Raw genomic sequence first — 20,318 nt, 5'->3', positions numbered from 1 at the left:
GATGCGAAGCGTTCTTCGTCCATGAAGAAGCGTTCCGCCCTGTCGAAACGGCGAACGACATCCTGTCATTCAAGGCCGCTCGGCAATCCAGATTCACGCGAGCGTTCGGCTCGGAAGCGGGTCGCGCGACCGCTTCCAAGTCGACTGGTTCGCCCGAAGGCGTTCCGTCGCTCGCGTGGGGGGACGATAGCCGACGCGGCGATTTCGCCGCAACGGCAGTTCGGGAAGATCCCAAAACTTTTCTTTTCAGGGCGTCGAGCGATCGTCAGCGCGACGTTCAACGCGGGCGCTGCGACGCGAGGAACCGCGTCAGTTCGACCAGATCGTCGTCGCTCAGGACCTCCCGCCAGTTCGCGGGCATGGGGGAAAGCGTCGACGTGCGACGCTGTTCGACGTCGCCAGCCGAGATCGTCGAGAGCTTCCCTTCCGGATCGGCGAGGGTGATCGTCTCCCCCTCTTCCTTGAGAACGAGCGCCGACTTCACCTGACCGTCGGACATCACGAACGTGGTCGAACGGAAAGCGGGGTCGACGTTGCGGTTGGGGTCGAGAATGTCCTCGAGCAATCGCAGCGAACCGCGATGCCCGACGCCGTCGAGCTGCGGCCCGATCTTCTCCCCCTTGCCGGCGAGTTGATGGCACTTGCCGCACTTCTGCTCGAACAGAAGCGCCCCCTTCTCGATCGGCTGGCCGTCATAGACCGACCGTTCAGCGAGCGTCGCGATTCGGCGGTCGAGTTCCTGATCGAGCGGCGGCAACTTCGGCAGGCGCTCGTCGAGGAAGGCGATCGCCTCCGCGACGCCGCTCTGGCGAATCCCTTCCTGCACGTCCTTCTCGCGCAGCAGTCCGTCCGGCAGCTTGCCCGCCTGCATCGAAGCGACGAGAAACTTCACGCGGTCCGCTGAGTAGCCGGTCTCTCTGATCGTCTCGTGAGCAAGGCTATAGGGCATGGCGGCCAGGCCGGCGGCGAACAGTTCGCGACTCTCCGCGTCGTCGAGCGTGGCCAGCGTCACGGCGAATCGCTTCCGCAACGCGGGAGCGAGATCCGGGTTCGACAGCGCGTACGCCGCCATCAGCTTGTACGCCGTCGCATCCGAACGGGCGAGGAGCGTGCAGGCCTTCTCGCGCACGTCGATCGGTCGATCATCCGCGAGCAGCTTAGCTACAGAAGCGCTGTCGAGCTTCCAGCCGAACTGGATCGCCGTGTCGAGCAACGGCGTCGCGAGCGATCCGTCGTCGCTCGCGAGTCGGGTCTCGCAGACTTCCTTGCCGTACTGCGACAGCGAATCAGGCAGCGATTGCCCGCGCATCTGGGCGCCGCGTGCGACCGATTGAATGGCGTTGGGCCAATCGCGGGGGATCTTCTGGTCGAACCCGGCGAGCCAGGCTTCGGTTTCGGCGTCGCGGCCAGCCGGCAGCCAGCGACCGATCTTGACCCCGACGGCGCCGATCTGGGCGTCGTCGATTTGCGTCGCCTGACCATGCTCGAGCAGGAACTCCGCCGCCGAGGCGTCGTCGACGCCGAGCGCCGCGTCGATCAGGAACCGTCGCGTCGGCAGCTCGCTCGCCGCAGCGGTCGTGCGAAATCTGCGCGCCGCATCGAACCCGCCGGGCGCCGCGAGCGAGTTACGGACAGCGATCTTGAGCGCATGACCCAAGTACGCGTCCTCCTGGGCTGACTTCCAGCATTCCATCAACGGATCGAACCACTCGCCTCGCGGTCGATACGCGAGGGCCTGCGCGGCGAGGCGCCGGACCATCGGCTCTTCGTCGGCAAGGGCGCCGACGACGAACTCCGCGATCCAGGGCTGCGACTGCCAGTCTTCCTCCGACCGATCGCGCAGGGCCGTGACCAGGTGGCCGCGAACGACAGGGGATAGCTTCGCGGCCGCCGAGACGAGTTGCTCGTCCATGCCGGTCGTGCGATGCAGGATCCAGATCGCGGCGACCTTCTGGCGATCGCTCGCGTTCTCGAACGATTCGGAGACCATCGCTCCCGCCTCGTCGCCGAACCGGTCGACCAGTTCGTGCGTCGCGATCAGTCGGCGGGTCGAGTTGGCCGAGTCGAGTTCGTTCCAGAGCTCTTCGAGCGAAAGCTGCGTGAAGTCGGTCTGCTGGCGATCCTTCGGAGCGCCGTAGGAGATCCGCCAGATCCGTCCGCTGGTCTTGTCGCGGCCCGGGTGATCGAGCGGCACTTCGTAATGACCGATGATCCGGTTGTAAAAGTCGGCGACGTAAAGGCAGCCGTCGGGGCCCAGCTTTATGTCGACGGGGCGGAACCACGGGTCGTCGCACGTCAGGAAGTCGGGCATTTCTTCGCCGCGGAAGCTCGCGCCCGTTCGGACGACGTTATCGCGGTTCACGCGGTGCGTGATCGGATTGCAGATGAACGCGTCGCCGCGGAACTCCTCCGGTGCATTCGGATCGTCGTAGAACGCGACGCCCGCGATGCCGGTCGAGCCGTGGCTATGTTCGACGATCGTCGGACCGAAGCCGAGCCCGTCGTGCGGCTTGCCGAAGCTGGGGTAATGAGCGCCCGGGATGATCTGGTAGAGCGGCTGACTGTGGCAGTCGGCGGTGTACTGGTTACCCCAGTCATCGAATGCCAGGCCGAACGGATTGACCTGCCCGCGGGAGACGACCTCCACCCGCGAGCCGTCGGGGCGGAAGCGATAGGTGTTGCCGGAGTTCAGTTCGATCTGGCTGCCGTCGGACGCGACGAACTTCGAATCGTTTCGAAAGCCGTGACAGGCGTAGATCCAGCCGTCGTACCAGCGGACGAAGCCGTTCTGCATGCCGTGGGTGTCGTCGTAACCGAGCGGGCCGAATAGAACCTGCTTCTCCTGAAAGACGACGTCGCCGTCGGGATCGCTCGCGCGGTAGATGTTCGGAATGCCGTACACGACGAGGTCGCGACCGACCGGCGTGACCCCGATCGGAATGGACAGGTCCGGAACTTCGCCCGCCGCCGCCTCGAACGTGCCGTCGGCGTCGCGATCCTCCAGGATCTGCAACTGATCGCCCGGCTTGTCGATCTGGGCGTAGGGATAGTCGCTCGTCGTCGTGACGAGCAGACGCCCCTTCGCGTCGAACTGGAGGTTGATCGGCTTGGCGATCAGCGGCTCCGACGCGACCAGTTCGATCGTGAACCCCTCCGGCAGATGAAACGACTTGAGCGCCTCCGCCGGGGTGAGCGGCTCGGTCTCCTGAACGTGCGGCTCCTGCGCGAAAAGGGACGAAGCAGGCGCGAGGAGAGCGAGGCTCAGAAGCAGAGCCGACCGGCGGCGCAGAGTCGCTAGGTTCATGGCGGGAATGCGGGAGGATGAGGGAGAAGGGGCCGTCGGCGGATTTGAGCCGGCGCGCGCAGTCGGCGCGCAGACCCTAGTCGACCGAGCTACTAGATTACTTGATCGTCGTCGTGGAGTCGGCGTCGGGCGGCGATTCCTGCCCGCCCTGCTCCGCGGCGGACGCCTGATCGACGTTCGGCGGATCGCGAGGCATTAGAAGCGGCTCGCCGTCGAGACTCCAGGAGCGATCGAACCGATCCCACTTCAGATCGACCTCGAAGTCGGAACGAACCGTCTCGCCGGCGGCGTCGGTGACGTCGACCCATCCGACGGCCCGGAAGCGATCCTTGCCGATCGATCGGACATTGTCCTCAGGGTTCTGATAATCGCGACCCACGTCGCCGAAATCAGCGACGGCGCCCCGCTCGATACGCCCCTCGACGTAGCGCTGCGCCGCGATCCAGGCTCCGACGTAGTCGACGTCCGCGGTCGATTCGGCGGAACGAGCCTGTCGCAGGCGTGCCTCTTCGGCCGCGCGTTTTTCTTCCGACCGCTCGAAGCGCCGGCGGGCCTCTTCGTAACGCTCATGCAGCTCGGCGGGGGTGAGCGAGAGCTTGATCTCCTTCTCGGCTGCCAGTTCGCAGAAGCGGATCGCCTGGGCCTGGTCGTCGTGAGTCCAGTGCCATTCGATCGTCCGCTTGAGCGCGAGCGCGTTCGGACGCATCGCGTTGGGCAGCGCGACGGAGTAGAGTTCGACCGCTTCGGCCTGATTCCCGGCGCTCCAGAGCTTTTCGGCGCGCTCGAGATCCGACTCGACGAAGAACCCGATGATCGGGCCGCAGACGCAGCAGAACAGGATCGCGGCCGGCACTCCGATCGCGAGGGCCAGGAATCCCATCACCCGGCGAGCGATCGATCGTGCCGGGCGAAGTTCGAAAGGACCGAATCGCATGGGCGTCGTGCGCTCCGCGGAGCGGCAGAAGTCACTTCACGATCACGCCGCCCAGCGGGAAGCAGAGAATCGGAATCGCGAGGCAGAGGAAGCCGATCGTCCAGCGGACGGGACCGATCTTAGCCGTGTCGTCGCGGGTCGGCGGATGGTCGATGCCGATCAGCAGCAACAGCCCGATCATGATCATCCAGGAGATCGTCCAGGTCGACTGAAAATAGAGGGCGTAGATCGGCGCGATCGCGAGAAGCGCCCTGCCGATCCACTTCGCCTTGGGGCCGAACAGCGCATGGGTGACGTGACCGCCGTCGAGTTGGCTGACCGGGATCATGTTCAGCCCCGTGACGAGCAGGCCCATCCACGCGGCCATGAAGTACGGATTCATCTGCGAGAGCGCGACGAACTGCCCCTCCTGATACCCGACCGGCGGCTCGATCCAGAACCAGGCGCGGAGCAGCAGGGGCATATCGAACGACAGCGCCCCCTGCGCGGGGAGCGTCAGATCGAGCGATCGCACGCCCAGGTAGACCACCGGCGCGATCGCGATCAGCCCCGCGATCGGTCCCGCCAGGCCGATGTCGAAGATCTCCCGCCGGTCGGCCTTCAGGCCGTCCATGCGGATCACGGCGCCCATCGTGCCGAAGAAGTTCGGGACTGGAAGGAAATAGGGGAGCGAAGCCGGAACGCGGTGGATCTTCGACGTGACGTAATGCCCCATCTCATGGCAGAGCAGGATCGTCATCACGCAGATCGAGTAGATGAGCCCGTTCTGCCAGTTCTCGAGGATCGTGGCCCGGACCGGCAACCCGCTCCAGGTCGAGGGAACGAACAGGTACTCGTGCAGGTTCCATCGCGTGGCCCCCGCCAGAAAGGTCAGGCCGCACGTCGCTACGAACAGGATCAGCGGCAGCCGGAGCGTACGGACGGCGTGGAGGGGCATCGCGTGGAACAGCGGTGGAGCGGGAGCCGGCCAGAAAAAAGGCCCCGCCGCGAACAGACCGGCGGGGCCTTTTAACTCTGTCAGAACTTAGCCGATACGTCGCATCGGCGGGAGCGGGCGAAGTCCGTCGGCAGAGGACTGCGACAGCGGGAAGTACGCGACGTCAGTCGGCGTACGACAGCGCGAGCAGCGAATAGGCCGTCGCGAGGTTCGGATCGCCCTCATACCAGCGCTCGGCCTCGTTGCTCCAGGAGCCGTCCGGCTTCTGACGCTTGGCCAGTTCGGCGACGAGTTCGTCCTTCCAGCGATGCTCCGTTCCGTCGGCGGAGACGAAGACCTCTTCGCCCATCGCGTCGAGCGCCTTGGCGAAGGTGTTGAAGTAGTAGTAGACGCCGGTCTGACCCATGTTCGGGTTCTCTTCCAGCGTGTAGTTCGACTTCAGCCAGTTGAGGGCCGCCTTCACCCGCGGATCGTTCTCGTCGACGCCGGCGTAGATCATGCTCTTGAGCCCGGCGTAGGTCATCGAGCCGTAGCTGCGCAGGCCGCCGTTCTCGGTCGTGCCCGCCTGGCTCGTTCCGCCCGCGGCGGGCGTGTAATAGAAGCCGCCGTCGTTGACCTTCGCCGAGAAGGGCGTGGTGTTGAACTGCGACTCCAGGTTTTGCGTCCGGCTGACGAAGACCAGCGCCTTCTGAATGGCCGGATCGTCCTCGCCCGCTCCCGCGGCCTTCAGGGCGTCGAGCATGAACGACGTGTTCGACAGGTCGGGTCGCGAGTGGCCGCCGTAACCGGCGCCGCCGTAGAACGGATCGTCGCGATCCTTCTGCTCGTTCTCGTCCCACTGCAGGCCGCGAACGAACGCGTCCGCCTTCTTGATGGCTTCGTCGTATCGACCGTCCTCGTTGAGGCGCGTCAACGCGAGCACCATGACGGCCGTTTCGTAGTTCTTCACCTTCGAGTCAGAAGCGTAGTAGCCGCCGTCCTCCTGCTGGAAGCCTTCGAGAAACTTGACCGCCCGCTGCACGGCCGGATCCTGAGCCGAAACGCCGTTCTCCAGCATGGAATAAAGCACGAGCGCCGTGACCGCGGGACTGACCGACGCGCTCCAGGCGCCGCTCTCGTCCTGACGCGACTTCAGGAATTCGACGCCCTTCTGCACGGTCGCAGTGCGGGCCGCGCTCTGATCCGCGGCGGATGCCCGATCGAGACCGATCCCTCCGGCAGCGGCGCAGACCGCCGCCGCGACCGCGGTCGTTCGAGCCCAGCTTCGGAAGCCAAAACTGATCATTTCGTCTATGCCCTTCGAGTGTTCTTCGTCGCCCCTTGGCCCGTGCTACTAAGGCGACGCTCCTCCATCTTAACCGGCGAACGTTCGACCGGGCCAGTCGCGGAGGGAGCGGAGGCTCCGTCCGGGGAAGACGTTCCGCTCGCATGCATTGGCGCGAAGACGCCGGCTGGCGCGACAGCGCCGGTGGAAATGGGCCGCCCCTCGCCAGCGACGACGACGTCCCCGGTCCGTCGATATCAGAAGCCGGGACGTTCCGCGCGGGCGGGGCGTCGCCAGCCGACCGCACGAGTCGTCGACCGAGCCCCCATGACGGAAGGTTTCGCCCAACCCGAAAAGTCCCGGCGGATCGACCCGCCGGAACTCGTTCAGGGGCGTCGCACGCGACGTCGCAGGGCGGAACGCTGCGCGACGGACTACCTGCAGAGCGCTTCCGCCGTCGCGCAAGCGGCGACCGCCTCGTCGGGAGAGATGCCCGGATCCGTCCCGACGGAATCGACGCTGCGGGAACAACTCGACGCGCACGCCCGATCCCTGGGCGAAGCGCTGATTTCGCGACAGGCGGAAATCGATCGCCGCGAAGCGGACATTCACGCGCAACTCGCCGGTCTGGAGTCGATGCGTCGCGAGTTGGAACTCTGGAGTCAGGGGGAGCGGTCCGCTCTCGCCGGGCAGCGCGCAGAACTGGAAGAGCGCTCGAATCGGCGCGACGCGGAAGCGAGCGACCGGCGCCGGGAACTCGACCGCCGGGAAGAGACGCTGCAGAGCGCCTACGCGGCGCTCGAACGGACCCAGGCGAAGATCGAAGAACTTCAACGACGTTGCGAGGTCACGATGCGACGATTCGATTCGGACGGCCAACCGCCCGTCGAAGCCCTCCCCCCTGGACGTCGTCCGGGAGAAGCCTCCGCCGCGCGGACCAGCGAGGCCCACGCTCTCATGCGCGAGCTGGCCGGCGCGACGACGTTTCGCATCGTTCGCTCCGACGCCGATCGCCTCGGCGCCGAGGAAGCGTCCCGTCCGGTTTCAGCATCCGCGGCGCCTGCTGCCCGTGTCGAACCGCGCTCGACGACTTCGGCGCCGACTCCCCCGTCGCATGACCTGATCCGCCTGCATGAGGCGCTGCTCGATCGCGAGCGGTTCCTGGCCGACGAAGCGCGAAAGCTCGAACGGGAGCGGAAGGCGTTCGTCGAATTGCGAATGACCTGGATCGAAGAGCGACTGCAGCGCGACCAGAAGGTCGACGGCGGCGCGGCGCTGGCCGAACTGCGAACGCTAAGGGCGGAACTCGATCGGGAACGGCAGGACCGCGTGCAGGTTCAGAAGCGCCGGCATCAGCGGATGCAGCATCTGCTGGAAGCGATCGAAGACGAAATCACGCGGCTCGACATCGCCTGGGCATCAGTCCCGAAGCGATAGGTTTCGCCGATACCGCCTTCTACTTGCTGCGAAAGATGAAGAAGACGGCGCCGACCAGGCAGAGGCAGGCCCAGAGGTAATCGAGCTTCAGCGGCTGCTTCATGTAGAGCAGCACGAACGGCACGAAGACCGCCAGCGCGATCGCCTCCTGCATGATCTTCAGTTGCGGCAGCGTCAGTCCGCCCGCGTCGCCGTAGCGGTTCGCGGGCACCTGGATCAGGTACTCGAAGAAGGCGACGCCCCAGCTCGCGAACGCCGCCGCGAACCAGGGCCAGGTCTTCATATCCTTCAGGTGGGCGTACCACGCGAAGGTCATGAAAACGTTGGAGAAGGCGAGTCCAATCGCCGTGATCAGCGTGACCTTCCACATCGATCCGTCGCCCCTCCTGTAGGGCAGGCGCCTCGCCTGCCATCCGCAACTCGACGAAGCTGCACGGCAGGCGGGGCGCCTGCCCTACAAGACTACAGAACCTTCGCCTGCTTCAGCGTCTGCGTCAGCTTCGCGACGCCGTCCTCGTCCATCGGCCACATCGGCAGGCGCAGCTCGCCCGAGTCGCGGCCTTGCAGCTTCATCGCCGTCTTGACCGGGATCGGATTGCTGGCCAGGCCAAGCATGTTCCGGCAGAGCGGGAAGAGTTCCAGGTGGAGCGCCTGGGCCCGCTTCACGTCGCCCGCCGCGAAGGCCTTGCAGAGTTCCACGAAGCGCTCGGGAACGACGTTCGCCGCGACGGAGACGATCCCCTCGCCCCCGATCGCGAGAATGGGCAGCGTCAGGCTGTCGTCGCCCGAGAGGACCGTCAAATCGGTCGCCGCGAGGATCTGCGACGACTGATCGATCGAGCCGGAAGCCTCCTTCACCATCGTAATGTTCGATAGCTCGGCCAGCCGGATGATCGTTTCCGGTTCGATGTTCTTCGACGTCCTGCCTGGGACGTTGTAGACGCACACGGGAAGCGGGCTCGCCTCCGCGGCGGCGCGGAAGTGCCGGTAGAAGCCCTCGGCCATCGGCTTGTTGTAGTAGGGACCGACCTGCAGCGTGGCGTCGGCGCCCTGCTTCGCGGCCCATTCGGTCATCGCGACCGCTTCGCGGGTCGAATTCGACCCCGTCCCGGCCATGACCTTGATCCGACCCGCGACGATCTGAATCGTCTCGGCGATGACGGTCTTCCGCTCCTCGCGGTCGAGCGTGGGACTCTCGCCCGTGGTGCCGACCGGAACGACGCAGGTCACGCCGGCGGCGATCTGGAACTCGATCTGCTCCCGCAGTTTCGCCAGGTCTACCGCGTCGTCGCGAAAGGGCGTGACGATGGCGACCGAAACGCCGGCGAAGGCGGAACCTCTACGCGTCATGGGCGAAAAACGAGCAGGACGGACCGAAGGACGGATTTCCAGAACGCGTCAATGATACGGCAGCGCCCCGGTTGCCAAAAGTGGTCGGTTCAGGGCGGGCGGCAAGCGCATTGAGCCGCTTCGCGGGGGCGCCAGCCGGCGGGTCTCGTCCTATAGCTACCTTCGGAGGGTCCAGCGGCGAGGAACGACGTTCTCCGACCGAACAGACGGCCCCGTCGATGCCTTGGCTGCGGGAGCCTGGATGCGCCGGAACGATGCGACCTCGGGCGCCGACCCGCTTATCGAGAGAACGGAACGACGCGAGCAGTTCGCGGTGCTCCGGCAACTCGAGGATTGGCTCGAAGCGCCGATGCTCGTGCTCAGCCTGCTCTGGGTCACGCTGCTGGTCGTCGAACTGGTCTGGGGAATCGGCCCGCGGATGTAGGCGCTCGTCACGTGGATCTGGGCGGCGTTCGTCGTCGAGTTCGTCTTCAAGTTCGTCATCGCCCCGAATCGCCTGCGATTTCTGCAGAAGAACTGGCTCAGCGTCTTCGCGCTCCTGCTGCCGGCGCTGCGCGTGTTTCGCGTGGCGAAAGTCGTCCGCGTGCTGCGGTACGGTCGCGCCATCCGCGGGCTGACGCTCGCGCGGGTGCTGACGGCGTTCAGCCGCGGACTGCGTACGCTCAAGGCCAACCTGGGCCGTTTCGGCTTCGGCTACGTGCTGGGGCTGACGGTTCTGGTGACGCTGCTCGGAGCGGGCGGCATGTTCGCGTTCGAGCGCCAGGCGGAGGGAGGGCTCGAAACGTTCGGCGATGCCCTCTGGTTCACCGGCATGCTCGTCACCACGAGCGGTTCGGAGTACTGGCCCAAGACGTTAGAGGGACGCATCCTCTGCTTCCTGATCGCCCTTTATGCCTTCGCGATCTTCGGATACGTCACGGCGACGCTCGCCAGCCTCCTCGTCGGACAGGACCGTATTCAGCCGGAGGGTTCCGACGAACAGGCACGCGAGATCGCCGCGCTGCGATCGGAACTCGCCCGGCTCATCGACCGACTCGATCGCGACCTCCCGGCGAGATCGGACTGACCCTTCGCCCGGGAATCGAACGCTTCCTTCAGCCCCCAAGGGCGAACATCGCATAAGGAAACCGACATGGACGCCGATATGTTCTTCAACGGCTGGGCCAGCCTGGGGCGAACGCTCCTGATCGGCGCGCTCGCCTACGTTTCGCTCGTGCTCATGCTCCGCATCTCGGGAAAGCGGACGCTGGGGAAGATGAACTCTTTCGACCTGATCGTGACCGTCGCGCTCGGGTCGACGCTGGCCACGGTCCTGCTGTCGAAGGACGTCGCGCTCGCCGAGGGCTTGACGGCGCTCGCGCTGTTGATCGCGCTGCAGTTTCTGGTGACCTGGTCGTCGGTTCGCGTCCGGCTCGTCCGCCGAATGGTGCGATCGGAACCGCGGCTGCTCTTCTACCAGGGCGAGTATCTGGACGATGCGATGAACGCCGAACGAGTGACGGAGTCGGAAGTCCTGCAGGCGATCCGCGCGCAGGGATTCCTTGCAGTCGAGAACGTAGAGGGCGTCGTTCTGGAAACCGACGGTTCGTTCTCGGTTCTGAAGTCCGGCGATTCGCCGCAGAGATCGTCCCTGGCCAGCATGACCGAAGGAAAGAAAGAGAACTAGCAGCAGCCGCGTCGGCTCATTCTCCTCGCACTCACGTCCAAAGAAGCGCGGCGGAGTAGACGGCCGCTCCGGCGCTGAAGACCCAGAAACGGCTCTCCTGTTCCTCGGGAAGTTCCTCCTTGAACGTGTTCAGCAGGATGCCGCCCGCCAGGAAGCCGAGGATCGCCGCGGTGATCACGGGCCAGACGTCGAGAGAGAGCCCGAGCGCCCAGCCGGCCATGACCGCTCCCGACAGCGCCCAGCGGCCGAAGATCTCGTACTGCCGCCGGTGCCGCTTGCGAAGTCCATGATCGTTCACCAGAAAGTGGAACCCGATCGCGACGACGTAGAGCGCCAGCGTTCGAAGGTCCCGATCCTCCTTCACGAGCGCGTACCCGATGAGCGCGTTGTAAACCGCGAACGAGCCGACGTGGATCCAGAACAATGCGTCCGGCGTCGGTTCGTCGCGCTCCGACGAGCGGCGCTTCGAGTTCTGAATTTCCCGGTCCGAGCGCGGGCGCTGACGCTGCGCCAGCTTCTCCATGCCGTAGAAGCAGACCAGCCCTGCGAGCACGATCAGGTAGAGGAGATGCTCCAGGAAACGCGAATCGCCGGACTCGGCGATCGTGCGGCGGCGTTCCTCCAGATCCGGCAGCAGATGTACGATCGCATACGCCACCGAGACGCCGCCGGCCAGCGAGAGCCAGCGACTGCGAGGGACGACGTCCAGAAAACGGAGTCTCGCGGCGAAGAGGTGGATCAGGGCCAGCGCGAGAGCTCCGCAGAACGTGACCGCGGCTTTCTCGAGCATTCCATCTACCTGCGATGCGATCGGCTAAAGCGCTTATCGCGCAACTGTAGCGGATCGTTCGCCGAATACGCTCCGATTCAGAGCGCCGCGTACGCTACAGGTCTGTGCGACACGCACTAACAGGCTGCTGCAAAACGCCTTCCAGGCGTTTCGCAGTCTCGCCAAGTTCGGAACAAGTTCCTCACGGCTCGCTGCCATTTGCAGCAGCCTGCTAAACGGACGCGCCCGCCATGTTACGGCATTCCTCGGCGCACTGCCGACACTCTTCCGCACATCGGCGGCAGTGATCGTGCTGATGCTTGCCGCATTCGGCGCCGCAGGCTTCGCAGACGTCCGCGCAGACGCGACAGAGTTCCTGGGCGAACTGCGATCCGCGGCTCATGAACGCGGCTGACGTCCAGCAAAGTTCTGCACAATCCCGGTCCAGGCGAATGCACTCGGCCATCGCCTTCACGTCTTTCTCGCTCAGACAGGCGTCCGCACAGCGCTCGCACGCTTGAGCACAGCGAATGCACGCCTCGATGCAGGGGCCGAAGTCGTCTTGAGGCATGGTAGGTCTCCTTCGTAGCGGTAGTTGCCGGGCCGTCGACGCGACGAAGCCCGAACAGGAGTCGGGCAAGCGACGCGCCCGGACGACGGAATTCCATCCTTGAGCGAGGGGATCCGGCGCATTCCTGACCTGCAACCGCGAGCAAGTCGACGCCTGGTCGCGCATCCCACCGCTTCGCGGGGTGTCGCGCAGTATCAGGCGCGATTGGATAGCGACCACAAAGAGCGGCAAGGTCGAACTTCCGCCCCGGCGAACGATCCGAAGAACGGACGCGGCGTTCAGGCCTGTTCAGGCCTATCGCCGTTCGCTTCGCAGGCGACGGCGCTGACGGCGTCGACGATCTGGCTCATGCCCGCGATCTTCGAGATGAAGCGGACGGCGCCGGCCATTCTCATGTCGATCCCGACGATCGCTTCGTCGGCAGCGGAGACTCCCAGCACGCGAGCGCGGGGAACGTGCGAGTGAATCCACCGCGTCGCTTCCACGCCCCCCATGCCCGGCATCTGAACGTCCATCACGACGATGTCCGGATCCTCGGTCGCCGTGAGATAGCAGGCTTCCTCGCCCGTTCCGACGATTCCGACGACCTGCAACTCCGGTCGCTTCGAGAGCAGGCGAAACAGGGTCGTCCGGATTCCGACGTTGTCGTCGACGATCAGTACCCGCGTGCAATGGACCATGGGGCTCTCCGTCACTCGGTTCGATCGTTCCATCGTAAAGCCGCTTCCAGCACGACGCTTCAACGAGAGAGTGATGAACTGTACCCCTGTTGCGGCCGAGGCATGAGCTGTGCCGATTTCCGGTCCCGTTACCGGGATAATCCGAGGCAACCTTCCAGCAACCCCCCGTGGTAGGCGGGCCCAGCAAGATGAACTCCCTCAAGCCGCTTCGCCCCGCCCCGGTCGCGGCGCTTCCCTCCCCGGCAGCCACAAAAGAACGTCGGTCGATATAATCGGGCGACCCTTCACCTGTCTCGCCCTGTCCGCCGGCTACATGACTCCGTCGAGCGAGTTTCGCGTCGTCGCTCCGACGAGGCTTCACTTCGGACTGCTCGCCATCGGCGAGGGAGCCGGCGCGTCGGGCGGCGCGGGCGCGATGCTGCAGCAGCCGAGCCTGGTCCTGCATGTGCGACCGGCAGATCGTTTCGCCCCCTCGGGCCTGCACGCGGACCGCATCGCCGCCTTCGCCGGTCGCTGGACCGCCGGACGCGGGGAAGCGCTCCCTAAGGTCGAGATTCGCGGCGAGTCGGCCCCGGAACAGCATGTCGGCTTGGGACTGGGAACGCAGCTCGCGCTGGCGACGGCTCTCGCCCTCGATCAGGTTATCGGTCAGGAGCGCTCCGATCCGCAGGCGCTGGCGTCGCTCGTCGGACGCGGCGGTCGATCGGGAATCGGCGTTCGCGGATTCTTTTTGGGCGGCTTCCTGGCCGAAGACGAAAAACGCGACGGCGAAGCCTTGGCTCCGTTGCGACGACGCTTGCCCTTTCCTGATTCGTGGCGCTTCGTGCTCGTCCGTCAACTCGGCGAAGCGGGCGCGCACGGCGCCTCGGAGGATCGATTCTTCCGCGCTCTGCCGCCGACGCCGCCGGAGGTGACGGAGCAGATGCGAAGGCGACTGTTCGACGAGCTCGTGCCCGCGGTCGAAGCTGCGGACTTCGAGGCCTTCGCCGAGTCGGCCTACCGTTTCGGTCGCGAGTCGGGCGAGTTGTTCCGGGGCGCTCAAGCGGGAACGTACGCCAGCGAATTCGCCGAGCGACTGGTCGCGTCGCTCCGCGCTCGCGGCGTGCGCGGCATCGGTCAATCTTCCTGGGGGCCGACCCTGTGGGTCGCGGCGCCCGACCCTGACGCCGCCGAAGCGCTCGCCGGCGAACTTCGCATCGAACACCAGGCCGCAAACGTCGACGTCACGATCGGCGTTCCGAGCCCGTCGGGCGTGCGAATCGTCCCCGGCGTTTCTTCCGAGATCCGATTACTACCCTCCGAGCCTCCGCATGAAGTTTCCCTGTCCGGAATGCGCGAGGCCCCTCGCACCTGACCTCGACTGGCAGTACTGCCCCTACTGCGGCAGTCTGCTCCACCATTCGTCGAAGATCGCTGAGTGGAGGGAAGCATCGCGGTATGAAAGCTTCGGCGAAGCGTCGCTCGTCTGCGACGAGTTGATCGCACGGGGAATTCCTGCGCGACTCCGCGCGGAGATCTCGACCATCGACATCGCCCATTCGAGCCTTTACCACCTCGAAGGCGGCCGCCATTATCACGCGCTCGACGTCAGCGCCGATTCGTTCGCGGAAGCGACTCAAGTTCTCGCGTCCATTCGAGCCGCGCAGGAAGCCGACGAGGCCGGTTCCGAAGCGCCGCCTAACGTCGTCGCCCAGAAAACGGCCTCGGTGCTGATGACGTTGATCGTCCTCGCGTTGGGCGCAGTGATTCTCATCGCCATCCTCGGCGCGATCGTCTCTTGGGCGGATAAAGAGTTCTTCGGAGGGTGAGCCTGCCGGGAGCGCTCGCTCTGCGCTATCCGTCGAAGCCGGATAGAATCCGCGCTGCGAACCCTACGCCTCGTGTGGCTGTCCTCGCCTCGCGAACTTCCACGATCCTGCTTCGACCGACTTCCTTCCATGCATCGACTGATCGAACTGGGCGTCAACATCGACCACGTCGCGACGCTGCGGCAGGCTCGCCGGACGTACGAACCGGACCCCGTCTGGGCGGCGGCCGCGGCGGAACTCGGCGGAGCGGACGGCATTACTGTCCACCTGCGGGAAGACCGCCGGCATATCCAGGATCGCGACCTGCGACTGCTGAAGGAGACCGTCGCCTGCAAGCTCAACCTGGAACTCGCCTGCGATGCGGGCGTGGTGCAGATCGCCTGCGAAACGAAGCCCGAGCAGGCGACGCTCGTTCCCGAACGCCGCGAGGAGGTGACGACCGAGGGGGGCCTCGACCTGGTCGGTCAGCTTGAACCGGCGAAGCGCTCGATCGGCGCGCTGCGCGACGCGGGCGTCGTCGTCAGCCTTTTCCTCGACCCCGATCCGCGCCAACTGGAGATCGCCTTCGGCCTCGGCGTCGAGGCGATCGAGCTGCATACCGGCCAGTACGCATTGGCGAAGGGCGAAGCCGTCGAACGGGAACTCGTCCGGCTCGTGCAGGCCGGCGAGAGCATCGTCGCCGCCGGCGTCCGACTGCATGCGGGGCACGGCCTGAACTACCGCAACGTCCGCCCCGTCGCCGCGATTCCGCGCATGCTGGAACTGAATATCGGCCACAGCATCGTCAGCCGCAGCATCTTCGTCGGCCTGACTCAGGCCGTCCGCGAGATGAAGGACCTGCTGCTCCTGGAAGAAAAGCCCGACGCCTGACGAAGTCCGCCGGCGCACGGACCTAGGCCGCAGCGCTGTCATAAGCTTCCCCTGCAATTGCGGTCGCCTCGACCATCGTTTCACGAAGCGAGGCGAGCGTCCGGCTTCGCGTCGCTTCCGTGAGCGTCGGATGCACCAGGAACATCAGGCTGGTTTCGCCTAGCTCTTTGGCGACGGCGTGCCGCGTCGCCGGACGCCAGGCGGCGGGAAACGCCGCCTCGCGGTAGATCTCGCTGCAAGATCCGGAAAAGCAGGCGACGTCCCGCTCGCGAAGCGTCGCCACGATCCGATCCCGCGACCAGCCAGCGGCCAGTCGTTCAGGCCGGACGAACGCGTAGAACTTGTAGTAGGCGTGCCGCGCGCCCTCAGGGGGTCGCGGCGTGCGCAGCGCGGGCAAACTCGCGCAGACGTCTTGCAACTCTTCGGCATGCCTGGTCCGAGCGGCGCGCCACTCGGGAAGCCGACGCAACATGATCCGCCCGACGGCGGACTGGACTTCCGAGAGGCGATAGTTCGATCCGAAGCTGTCGTGCAGCCAGCGGAACTGAGTCGACGGGGGCTGCGGAGAGTAAAAGGTCTCGATCCGCTTGCCGTGGTCCTTGTACTCCCACGCCCGCTGCCAGAGGTCGTCGCGGTCGGTGACCAGCATCCCGCCTTCCCCGGCAGTGGTAAGAATTTTGTCCTGGCAGAAGGAGAAGCAACCGACGTCCCCCAGCGAACCGACGGGGCGCCCGTTCCATTCAGCCCCATGGGCTTGCGCGCAATCTTCCACGACGGCGATTCCGCGCGGCCGAGCGAACTGCACGAGCGACGGTATGTCGCACGGCCAACCGGCGAGATGAACGGCGATGATCGCTTTTGTCCGCGGCGTCACCAACGGCGCCACTGTGTCGACGGTCAGGTTCTGGCTCTCCCGGTCGACGTCGGCGCACACCGGCCGGGCGCCGCGGGCGACCACGCAACTGGCCGTCGCGATGAAAGTGCGGCTGGGGACGATCACCTCGTCGCCGGGACCAACGTCCAGCACGAGCAGCGCCAGCTCCAACGCCACCGTGCCGTTGGCCATCGCGATCGCATGCCGGCAGCCGACGTGAGCGGCGTACTCTGCCTCGAAAAGTCGCCCCTCCTCGCCGGTCCAGTAGTTCACGCGACCGGAGCGCAAGACTCGAGCGACCGCCTCGACCATCTCCTCGTCGAACGCTGGCCAGGGCGAATCGTTGGCGACGGGCGTGCTCATAGCGATCCGAACGTTTTCGTGGTTAGAAGGCGTGGCGGTTTCGGCAACGTCGTCGTACTCGGCCAGCGTGCCGCCGACGACGGTCTGCCAGATGCAGATCAGGTCATTTCGGAACCGGTACGTGGCGAAGTAGCGGACGTTGATCCGCAGCTTGTCCGGGAAAACGACCGCCGCGTTGTAAGCCTCCGGGTCGGCCTGGCGGGCGAGCAGCGTCTCTTCGTCGCGGTACTTCAGCGACGCAGGGCTGGTGATCCCCGGCCGCACGTCCAGCAGTTGCGGCGCGTGCCGTCGCATAAGCGGCGCCATCGCCGGGACGTCGGGCCGCGGTCCGACGAAACTCATGTCGCCCACGAGCACGTTCCACAACTGCGGCAGTTCGTCGAGCTTGGTCCGTCGCAGGAACCGTCCCAGCGGCGTAATCCGGGGGTCGGCGCTGGTGGTCACGCACGTTGCGGTCAACGAGCTGCGCCGCATCGTGCGCAGCTTGAAGATCGTGAAGGAGCGACCGCCGCGACCGATCCGCTCCTGGCGAAAGATCCCGCCGTCGCCGGTCGCTACGCGGATGGTGAGCACGCACAGCGCGATCAGCCACCCGGTCGCGATCAATCCCGCGAGGGCCAGCGTCACGTCGAACGCGCGCTTCGCGAACTGTTGGCGGCGAGTGAGCATCGAGGCGAAACGGCTCCACGGGAGCGGAATGTGGCGAACGGATTCAGGCAGCTTGACGCGTCTCCAGCCGGGCGAGAACGCTCTCCGGTAAACCGGCGTAGCGCCAGTTCCCGACGCTGCGGGTCGATACCCCCGCGACGACGCGAGCGACCTTCTCCCTGTCGAATTCGATCTCCGCGAACTTCAGCAGCCGGGCAAGTTCCACCGCGGGCCGCTGGACGAATTCCTCATAGCGAACGCTCGCCACGCGATCGGAGGGCAGCTCGGCCAGCGCCGCAGCCGCGGATGTCTGGCACCGCGTCCATTGCTCGGCGCACGCCGCAGCCAGTCCCTGTTCGACGAGCGTCTGTTCCATTCCGGCGTAGCGGGGTCCCCACGTCGAGAGCCGCTTATCGCGGCTGATCAGCCGATGGACGCGACTCGTCGCGAAGCGCCATGCATACCGCGGCAGATCGGTCAGCGGAACGTACCGCGCCTTCTGTAACACATAAGCCGGCTCGACGCGTCCCCGCCACCGTTCGATCGCGGAAGCGACCGCGTCGCGACCGTCACGCGACAGGAAGATGTACTGTGCCTCGGGAAGGATCGCATCGACGAACTCGACCCGCAGCGAGTTGGCGCATGTCTTCTCGACCACCGTCGTCGCGCCGGCGCCGCGCGCGAGGCTGGCGAACTGCCGCCGCATATAGCTGATCACGCGCGGCCGGGCATGTTCCCGCCGCAGCTCGTCGGTGGGATGACCGGCGTTGTAGCGCCGCCACAGAAAGTTGATCTCGTCGCACGGCCAGGTGCTCACGCCCGCGAACTCGACCAGCAGGTCGCGCAGCATGTTCGTCCCGGAGCGCGGGGCGCCGATGATCACCAAAGGGCGGCAAGCGAGCGGTTGCATGGTCCGGAATCGTTCGCTGGAAGCGGAAGGTTCAAGCGGCGCGGGCGTCAGCGTCGTCGGCTTCCGAGACAGCGACGGCATCGACGAGCGTGACAAGTTTCAAAGGCGACTCGGGCGAAAGCTCCGTCAGCAGCTTCGACCACGCGGCGAGCATTCGCGCCTGGCCGAACAGCTGCACCCCGCGACGCTGCAAACTTCGCCGACGCTCAGGAGTGAAAGCAGCACGTCGCTCGCATGCGCGGTGCATCGCTTCGGCGACCGCGTCGATCGAATCGTTGCCGGCCACGAAGCCGAGCTCTTCTTGATGGACGATGCGGGCGAGTTCGCTTTCCGGCTCGACGACGGCCAACACCGGACACCCCGCCGCGAGGTAGGTCATGGTCTTGCTGGGAAGGGCGTAGCGGAATACGTCACGGTGGAGCGACACGACGCCGAAATCGGCGGCCTGCATCGCCGCGAAAGCCTCGGCAGTGGGGACGTGGTCGTGAAACTCGATCGAACGCCACAGTTCCGCGCCGGCCAACTCGGTCAGCCGCGCCTTCGCCGCGCCGGTCCCCAAGAATGCCAGTCGCAGCGGTCGCTCCCGGGCGACCTGACGCGCAGCGGCGACGACCAGATCGAGCGCCTGAAAATTGCCCAGGTTGCCCGCGAACAGAAACAAGGGGCGATCGTCGAGACGCGCGATGGGACTGGACGTCGATGCGGTCTCGCTTCGTCGGTCGTCCTCCACGCACAGCGGCGCATTTTGAATGAGCGTCACCTTCTCACGCGCGAATCCGCGCCGAGCGAGCGAGTCCGCCATATCTTCCGAAAGCGTGACGATCCGCTCCGCATGTCGGCAGGCGAGCGTGTCGAGCCAGCGGGCCGCGGCGAAGAGCGCCCCGGAACGCATGCTCCCCACCGCTCTTAGCGACTCGGGGTGAATGTCCTGTAAATGCAGCACGTACCGCGTGCCCGTCAGCGCTCGCAGCGTACAAAGCGCGAGCCCCATCAAGATCGGCGGGTGGCCGTTGGCGATCACCAGGTCGTAGCGCCGGCGGAACATCGCATGCAGCATGCCGCGGAGCACGAACCAGAGCGAGTTCGACAGCCGCCGAAGCCGCTGCCCCTTGCGCTCGTTCATCAGCGGCACGCGCCGCACATGGACGCCGCCGACCTGCTCTTCCCACGGTTGCCGGTCGCAACGCACGCCGTTGTAGCTCGGCTGCGCCGTCACCACGGTCACCTCGTGCCCCTCGACCACGGCGTGCTCAAGAATCGCCTTGAGCAAGAGCGCGTAAGGCGTCGTATCGGGCCAGTAGTGGCGGTAAATGGCAAGCAGCCGCATGATTCAACCGACGCGATAATCAAGTCTGAGCCGAACGCGTCGGCGGCTCGACGAGCAGCGCAAGGCCGCGAAACATCCCTGTTTCGCCCGCGAGGACGCGCCAAACCTTGCGCGCAATCCTTGCCGCGATGCGAGGCGGCGCCGACGCAGCGGGACTCGCAGGCCCGCGAGCTTTTACGCAAAAGCCGCCGCGAACGACAACCCCAACGTGCATCGATCCCGAACACGCGACCAAGCGCCGTCAATCGAACCGGCGTTTGAATTCCGAATCGAAGACCGACGAACTGCCGCCGATTGGATCAACGACGGGCGTTTCTGAGCGGAATGTGGCTTTCCGGCCTTCGGACGAACGAGGCGATGAACCTCTATTGGGACCGAAAGGATCGCATCTATCTGGATTTCTCCGGGCCGTTCCCGGTGACGGCGATCGACGCCGCTCTGGAAAAGGGCGGGAAGCATCGGATCTACCCTCTGACCCGCGACTTTGCGACACTGCTAACGCTCACCCCTCCCTTCGAGCGAAGCGGCAACGTGTTCCGGTCCCCTCGTTCTGAACGAGGCGTCCCAAGGGCGAGACGATTGGGCGCATCGCAACGAGAATCGCGC

Annotated in this window: 18 protein-coding genes; 6 read left to right on the top strand and 12 right to left on the bottom strand. The window is 65.7% G+C overall.

Annotated elements, in window-relative coordinates:
• Positions 1-277 precede the first annotated feature (277 nt).
• The 4 genes from SH602x_RS15020 to SH602x_RS15005 form a co-directional block, all read right to left on the bottom strand.
• Positions 278-3,304 carry a PVC-type heme-binding CxxCH protein gene (locus SH602x_RS15020; protein WP_479473077.1) on the bottom strand — a complete coding sequence of 1,009 codons (3,027 nt, stop codon included), beginning with the start codon at positions 3,302-3,304 and terminating at the stop codon, positions 278-280.
• 97 nt (positions 3,305-3,401) lie between these two features.
• Complete coding sequence (locus SH602x_RS15015; RefSeq protein ID WP_479473076.1) at positions 3,402-4,238, bottom strand: hypothetical protein; 837 nt, start codon at positions 4,236-4,238, stop codon at positions 3,402-3,404.
• A 31-nt stretch (positions 4,239-4,269) separates the two neighbouring features.
• Positions 4,270-5,175, bottom strand: coding sequence for a site-2 protease family protein (locus tag SH602x_RS15010; protein ID WP_479473075.1), 906 nt, complete (start codon positions 5,173-5,175; stop codon positions 4,270-4,272).
• 163 nt (positions 5,176-5,338) lie between these two features.
• On the bottom strand, positions 5,339-6,460 hold the full coding sequence (locus SH602x_RS15005) for a prenyltransferase/squalene oxidase repeat-containing protein (RefSeq protein WP_479473074.1): 1,122 nt from the start codon (positions 6,458-6,460) through the stop codon (positions 5,339-5,341).
• A gap of 306 nt (positions 6,461-6,766) precedes the next feature.
• Here SH602x_RS15005 and SH602x_RS15000 point away from each other — a divergent pair, with 306 nt between their 5' ends.
• Entirely contained in the window at positions 6,767-7,876 is a 1,110-nt protein-coding gene (locus SH602x_RS15000) for a hypothetical protein (RefSeq protein WP_479473073.1), read from the top strand.
• Positions 7,877-7,895: 19 nt separating this feature from the next.
• On the opposite strand, the gene SH602x_RS14995 is transcribed toward SH602x_RS15000, so the two are convergent.
• Positions 7,896-8,246 carry a DMT family protein gene (locus SH602x_RS14995; RefSeq protein ID WP_479467572.1) on the bottom strand — a complete coding sequence of 117 codons (351 nt, stop codon included), beginning with the start codon at positions 8,244-8,246 and terminating at the stop codon, positions 7,896-7,898.
• A 92-nt stretch (positions 8,247-8,338) separates the two neighbouring features.
• Positions 8,339-9,226: a 4-hydroxy-tetrahydrodipicolinate synthase gene (dapA, locus tag SH602x_RS14990; protein ID WP_479473072.1), complete on the bottom strand. Its 888-nt coding sequence runs from the start codon at positions 9,224-9,226 to the stop codon at positions 8,339-8,341.
• A gap of 439 nt (positions 9,227-9,665) precedes the next feature.
• Here dapA and SH602x_RS14985 point away from each other — a divergent pair, with 439 nt between their 5' ends.
• A complete protein-coding gene (locus tag SH602x_RS14985) occupies positions 9,666-10,292 on the top strand; it encodes a potassium channel family protein (RefSeq protein WP_479477109.1) in 627 nt (208 codons plus the stop codon).
• A gap of 66 nt (positions 10,293-10,358) precedes the next feature.
• On the top strand, positions 10,359-10,892 hold the full coding sequence (locus SH602x_RS14980) for a DUF421 domain-containing protein (RefSeq protein WP_479473071.1): 534 nt from the start codon (positions 10,359-10,361) through the stop codon (positions 10,890-10,892).
• A 31-nt stretch (positions 10,893-10,923) separates the two neighbouring features.
• On the opposite strand, the gene SH602x_RS14975 is transcribed toward SH602x_RS14980, so the two are convergent.
• The 3 genes from SH602x_RS14975 to SH602x_RS14965 all read right to left on the bottom strand — a co-directional run bounded on the left by SH602x_RS14975 (position 10,924) and on the right by SH602x_RS14965 (position 12,945).
• Positions 10,924-11,682, bottom strand: coding sequence for a hypothetical protein (locus SH602x_RS14975; RefSeq protein ID WP_479473070.1), 759 nt, complete (start codon positions 11,680-11,682; stop codon positions 10,924-10,926).
• Positions 11,683-11,893: 211 nt separating this feature from the next.
• Positions 11,894-12,232: a four-helix bundle copper-binding protein gene (locus tag SH602x_RS14970; protein ID WP_479473069.1), complete on the bottom strand. Its 339-nt coding sequence runs from the start codon at positions 12,230-12,232 to the stop codon at positions 11,894-11,896.
• 278 nt (positions 12,233-12,510) lie between these two features.
• On the bottom strand, positions 12,511-12,945 hold the full coding sequence (locus tag SH602x_RS14965; protein ID WP_479473068.1) for a response regulator: 435 nt from the start codon (positions 12,943-12,945) through the stop codon (positions 12,511-12,513).
• Between the two features lie 280 nt (positions 12,946-13,225).
• On the opposite strand from SH602x_RS14965, the gene SH602x_RS14960 reads away from it, so the two are divergent.
• From SH602x_RS14960 to SH602x_RS14950, 3 genes are all read left to right on the top strand, one after another.
• On the top strand, positions 13,226-14,266 hold the full coding sequence (locus tag SH602x_RS14960; RefSeq protein ID WP_479473067.1) for a hypothetical protein: 1,041 nt from the start codon (positions 13,226-13,228) through the stop codon (positions 14,264-14,266).
• Positions 14,223-14,720 (top strand): hypothetical protein, encoded by a 498-nt coding sequence (locus SH602x_RS14955; protein WP_479473066.1) that lies wholly within the window; start codon positions 14,223-14,225, stop codon positions 14,718-14,720. The genes SH602x_RS14960 and SH602x_RS14955 overlap by 44 nt, the downstream gene beginning before the upstream one ends.
• Before the next feature lie 129 nt (positions 14,721-14,849).
• On the top strand, positions 14,850-15,590 hold the full coding sequence (locus SH602x_RS14950) for a pyridoxine 5'-phosphate synthase (protein WP_479467581.1): 741 nt from the start codon (positions 14,850-14,852) through the stop codon (positions 15,588-15,590).
• Between the two features lie 22 nt (positions 15,591-15,612).
• Here the strand turns inward: SH602x_RS14950 and SH602x_RS14945 are convergent, their stop codons facing one another.
• Genes SH602x_RS14945 through SH602x_RS14935 form a run of 3 tightly spaced genes read right to left on the bottom strand, consistent with a single transcriptional unit; the run spans position 15,613 to position 19,712 of the window.
• Entirely contained in the window at positions 15,613-17,496 is a 1,884-nt protein-coding gene (locus SH602x_RS14945; protein ID WP_479473065.1) for a DegT/DnrJ/EryC1/StrS family aminotransferase, read from the bottom strand.
• A 43-nt stretch (positions 17,497-17,539) separates the two neighbouring features.
• On the bottom strand, positions 17,540-18,385 hold the full coding sequence (locus SH602x_RS14940; RefSeq protein WP_479473064.1) for a sulfotransferase family protein: 846 nt from the start codon (positions 18,383-18,385) through the stop codon (positions 17,540-17,542).
• Positions 18,386-18,416: 31 nt separating this feature from the next.
• Positions 18,417-19,712: a glycosyltransferase family 4 protein gene (locus tag SH602x_RS14935; protein WP_479473063.1), complete on the bottom strand. Its 1,296-nt coding sequence runs from the start codon at positions 19,710-19,712 to the stop codon at positions 18,417-18,419.
• Positions 19,713-20,318 lie beyond the last annotated feature (606 nt).

The organism is Lignipirellula cremea (assembly GCF_056501455.1).
This window is presented reverse-complemented; position numbering and strand designations above follow the sequence as displayed.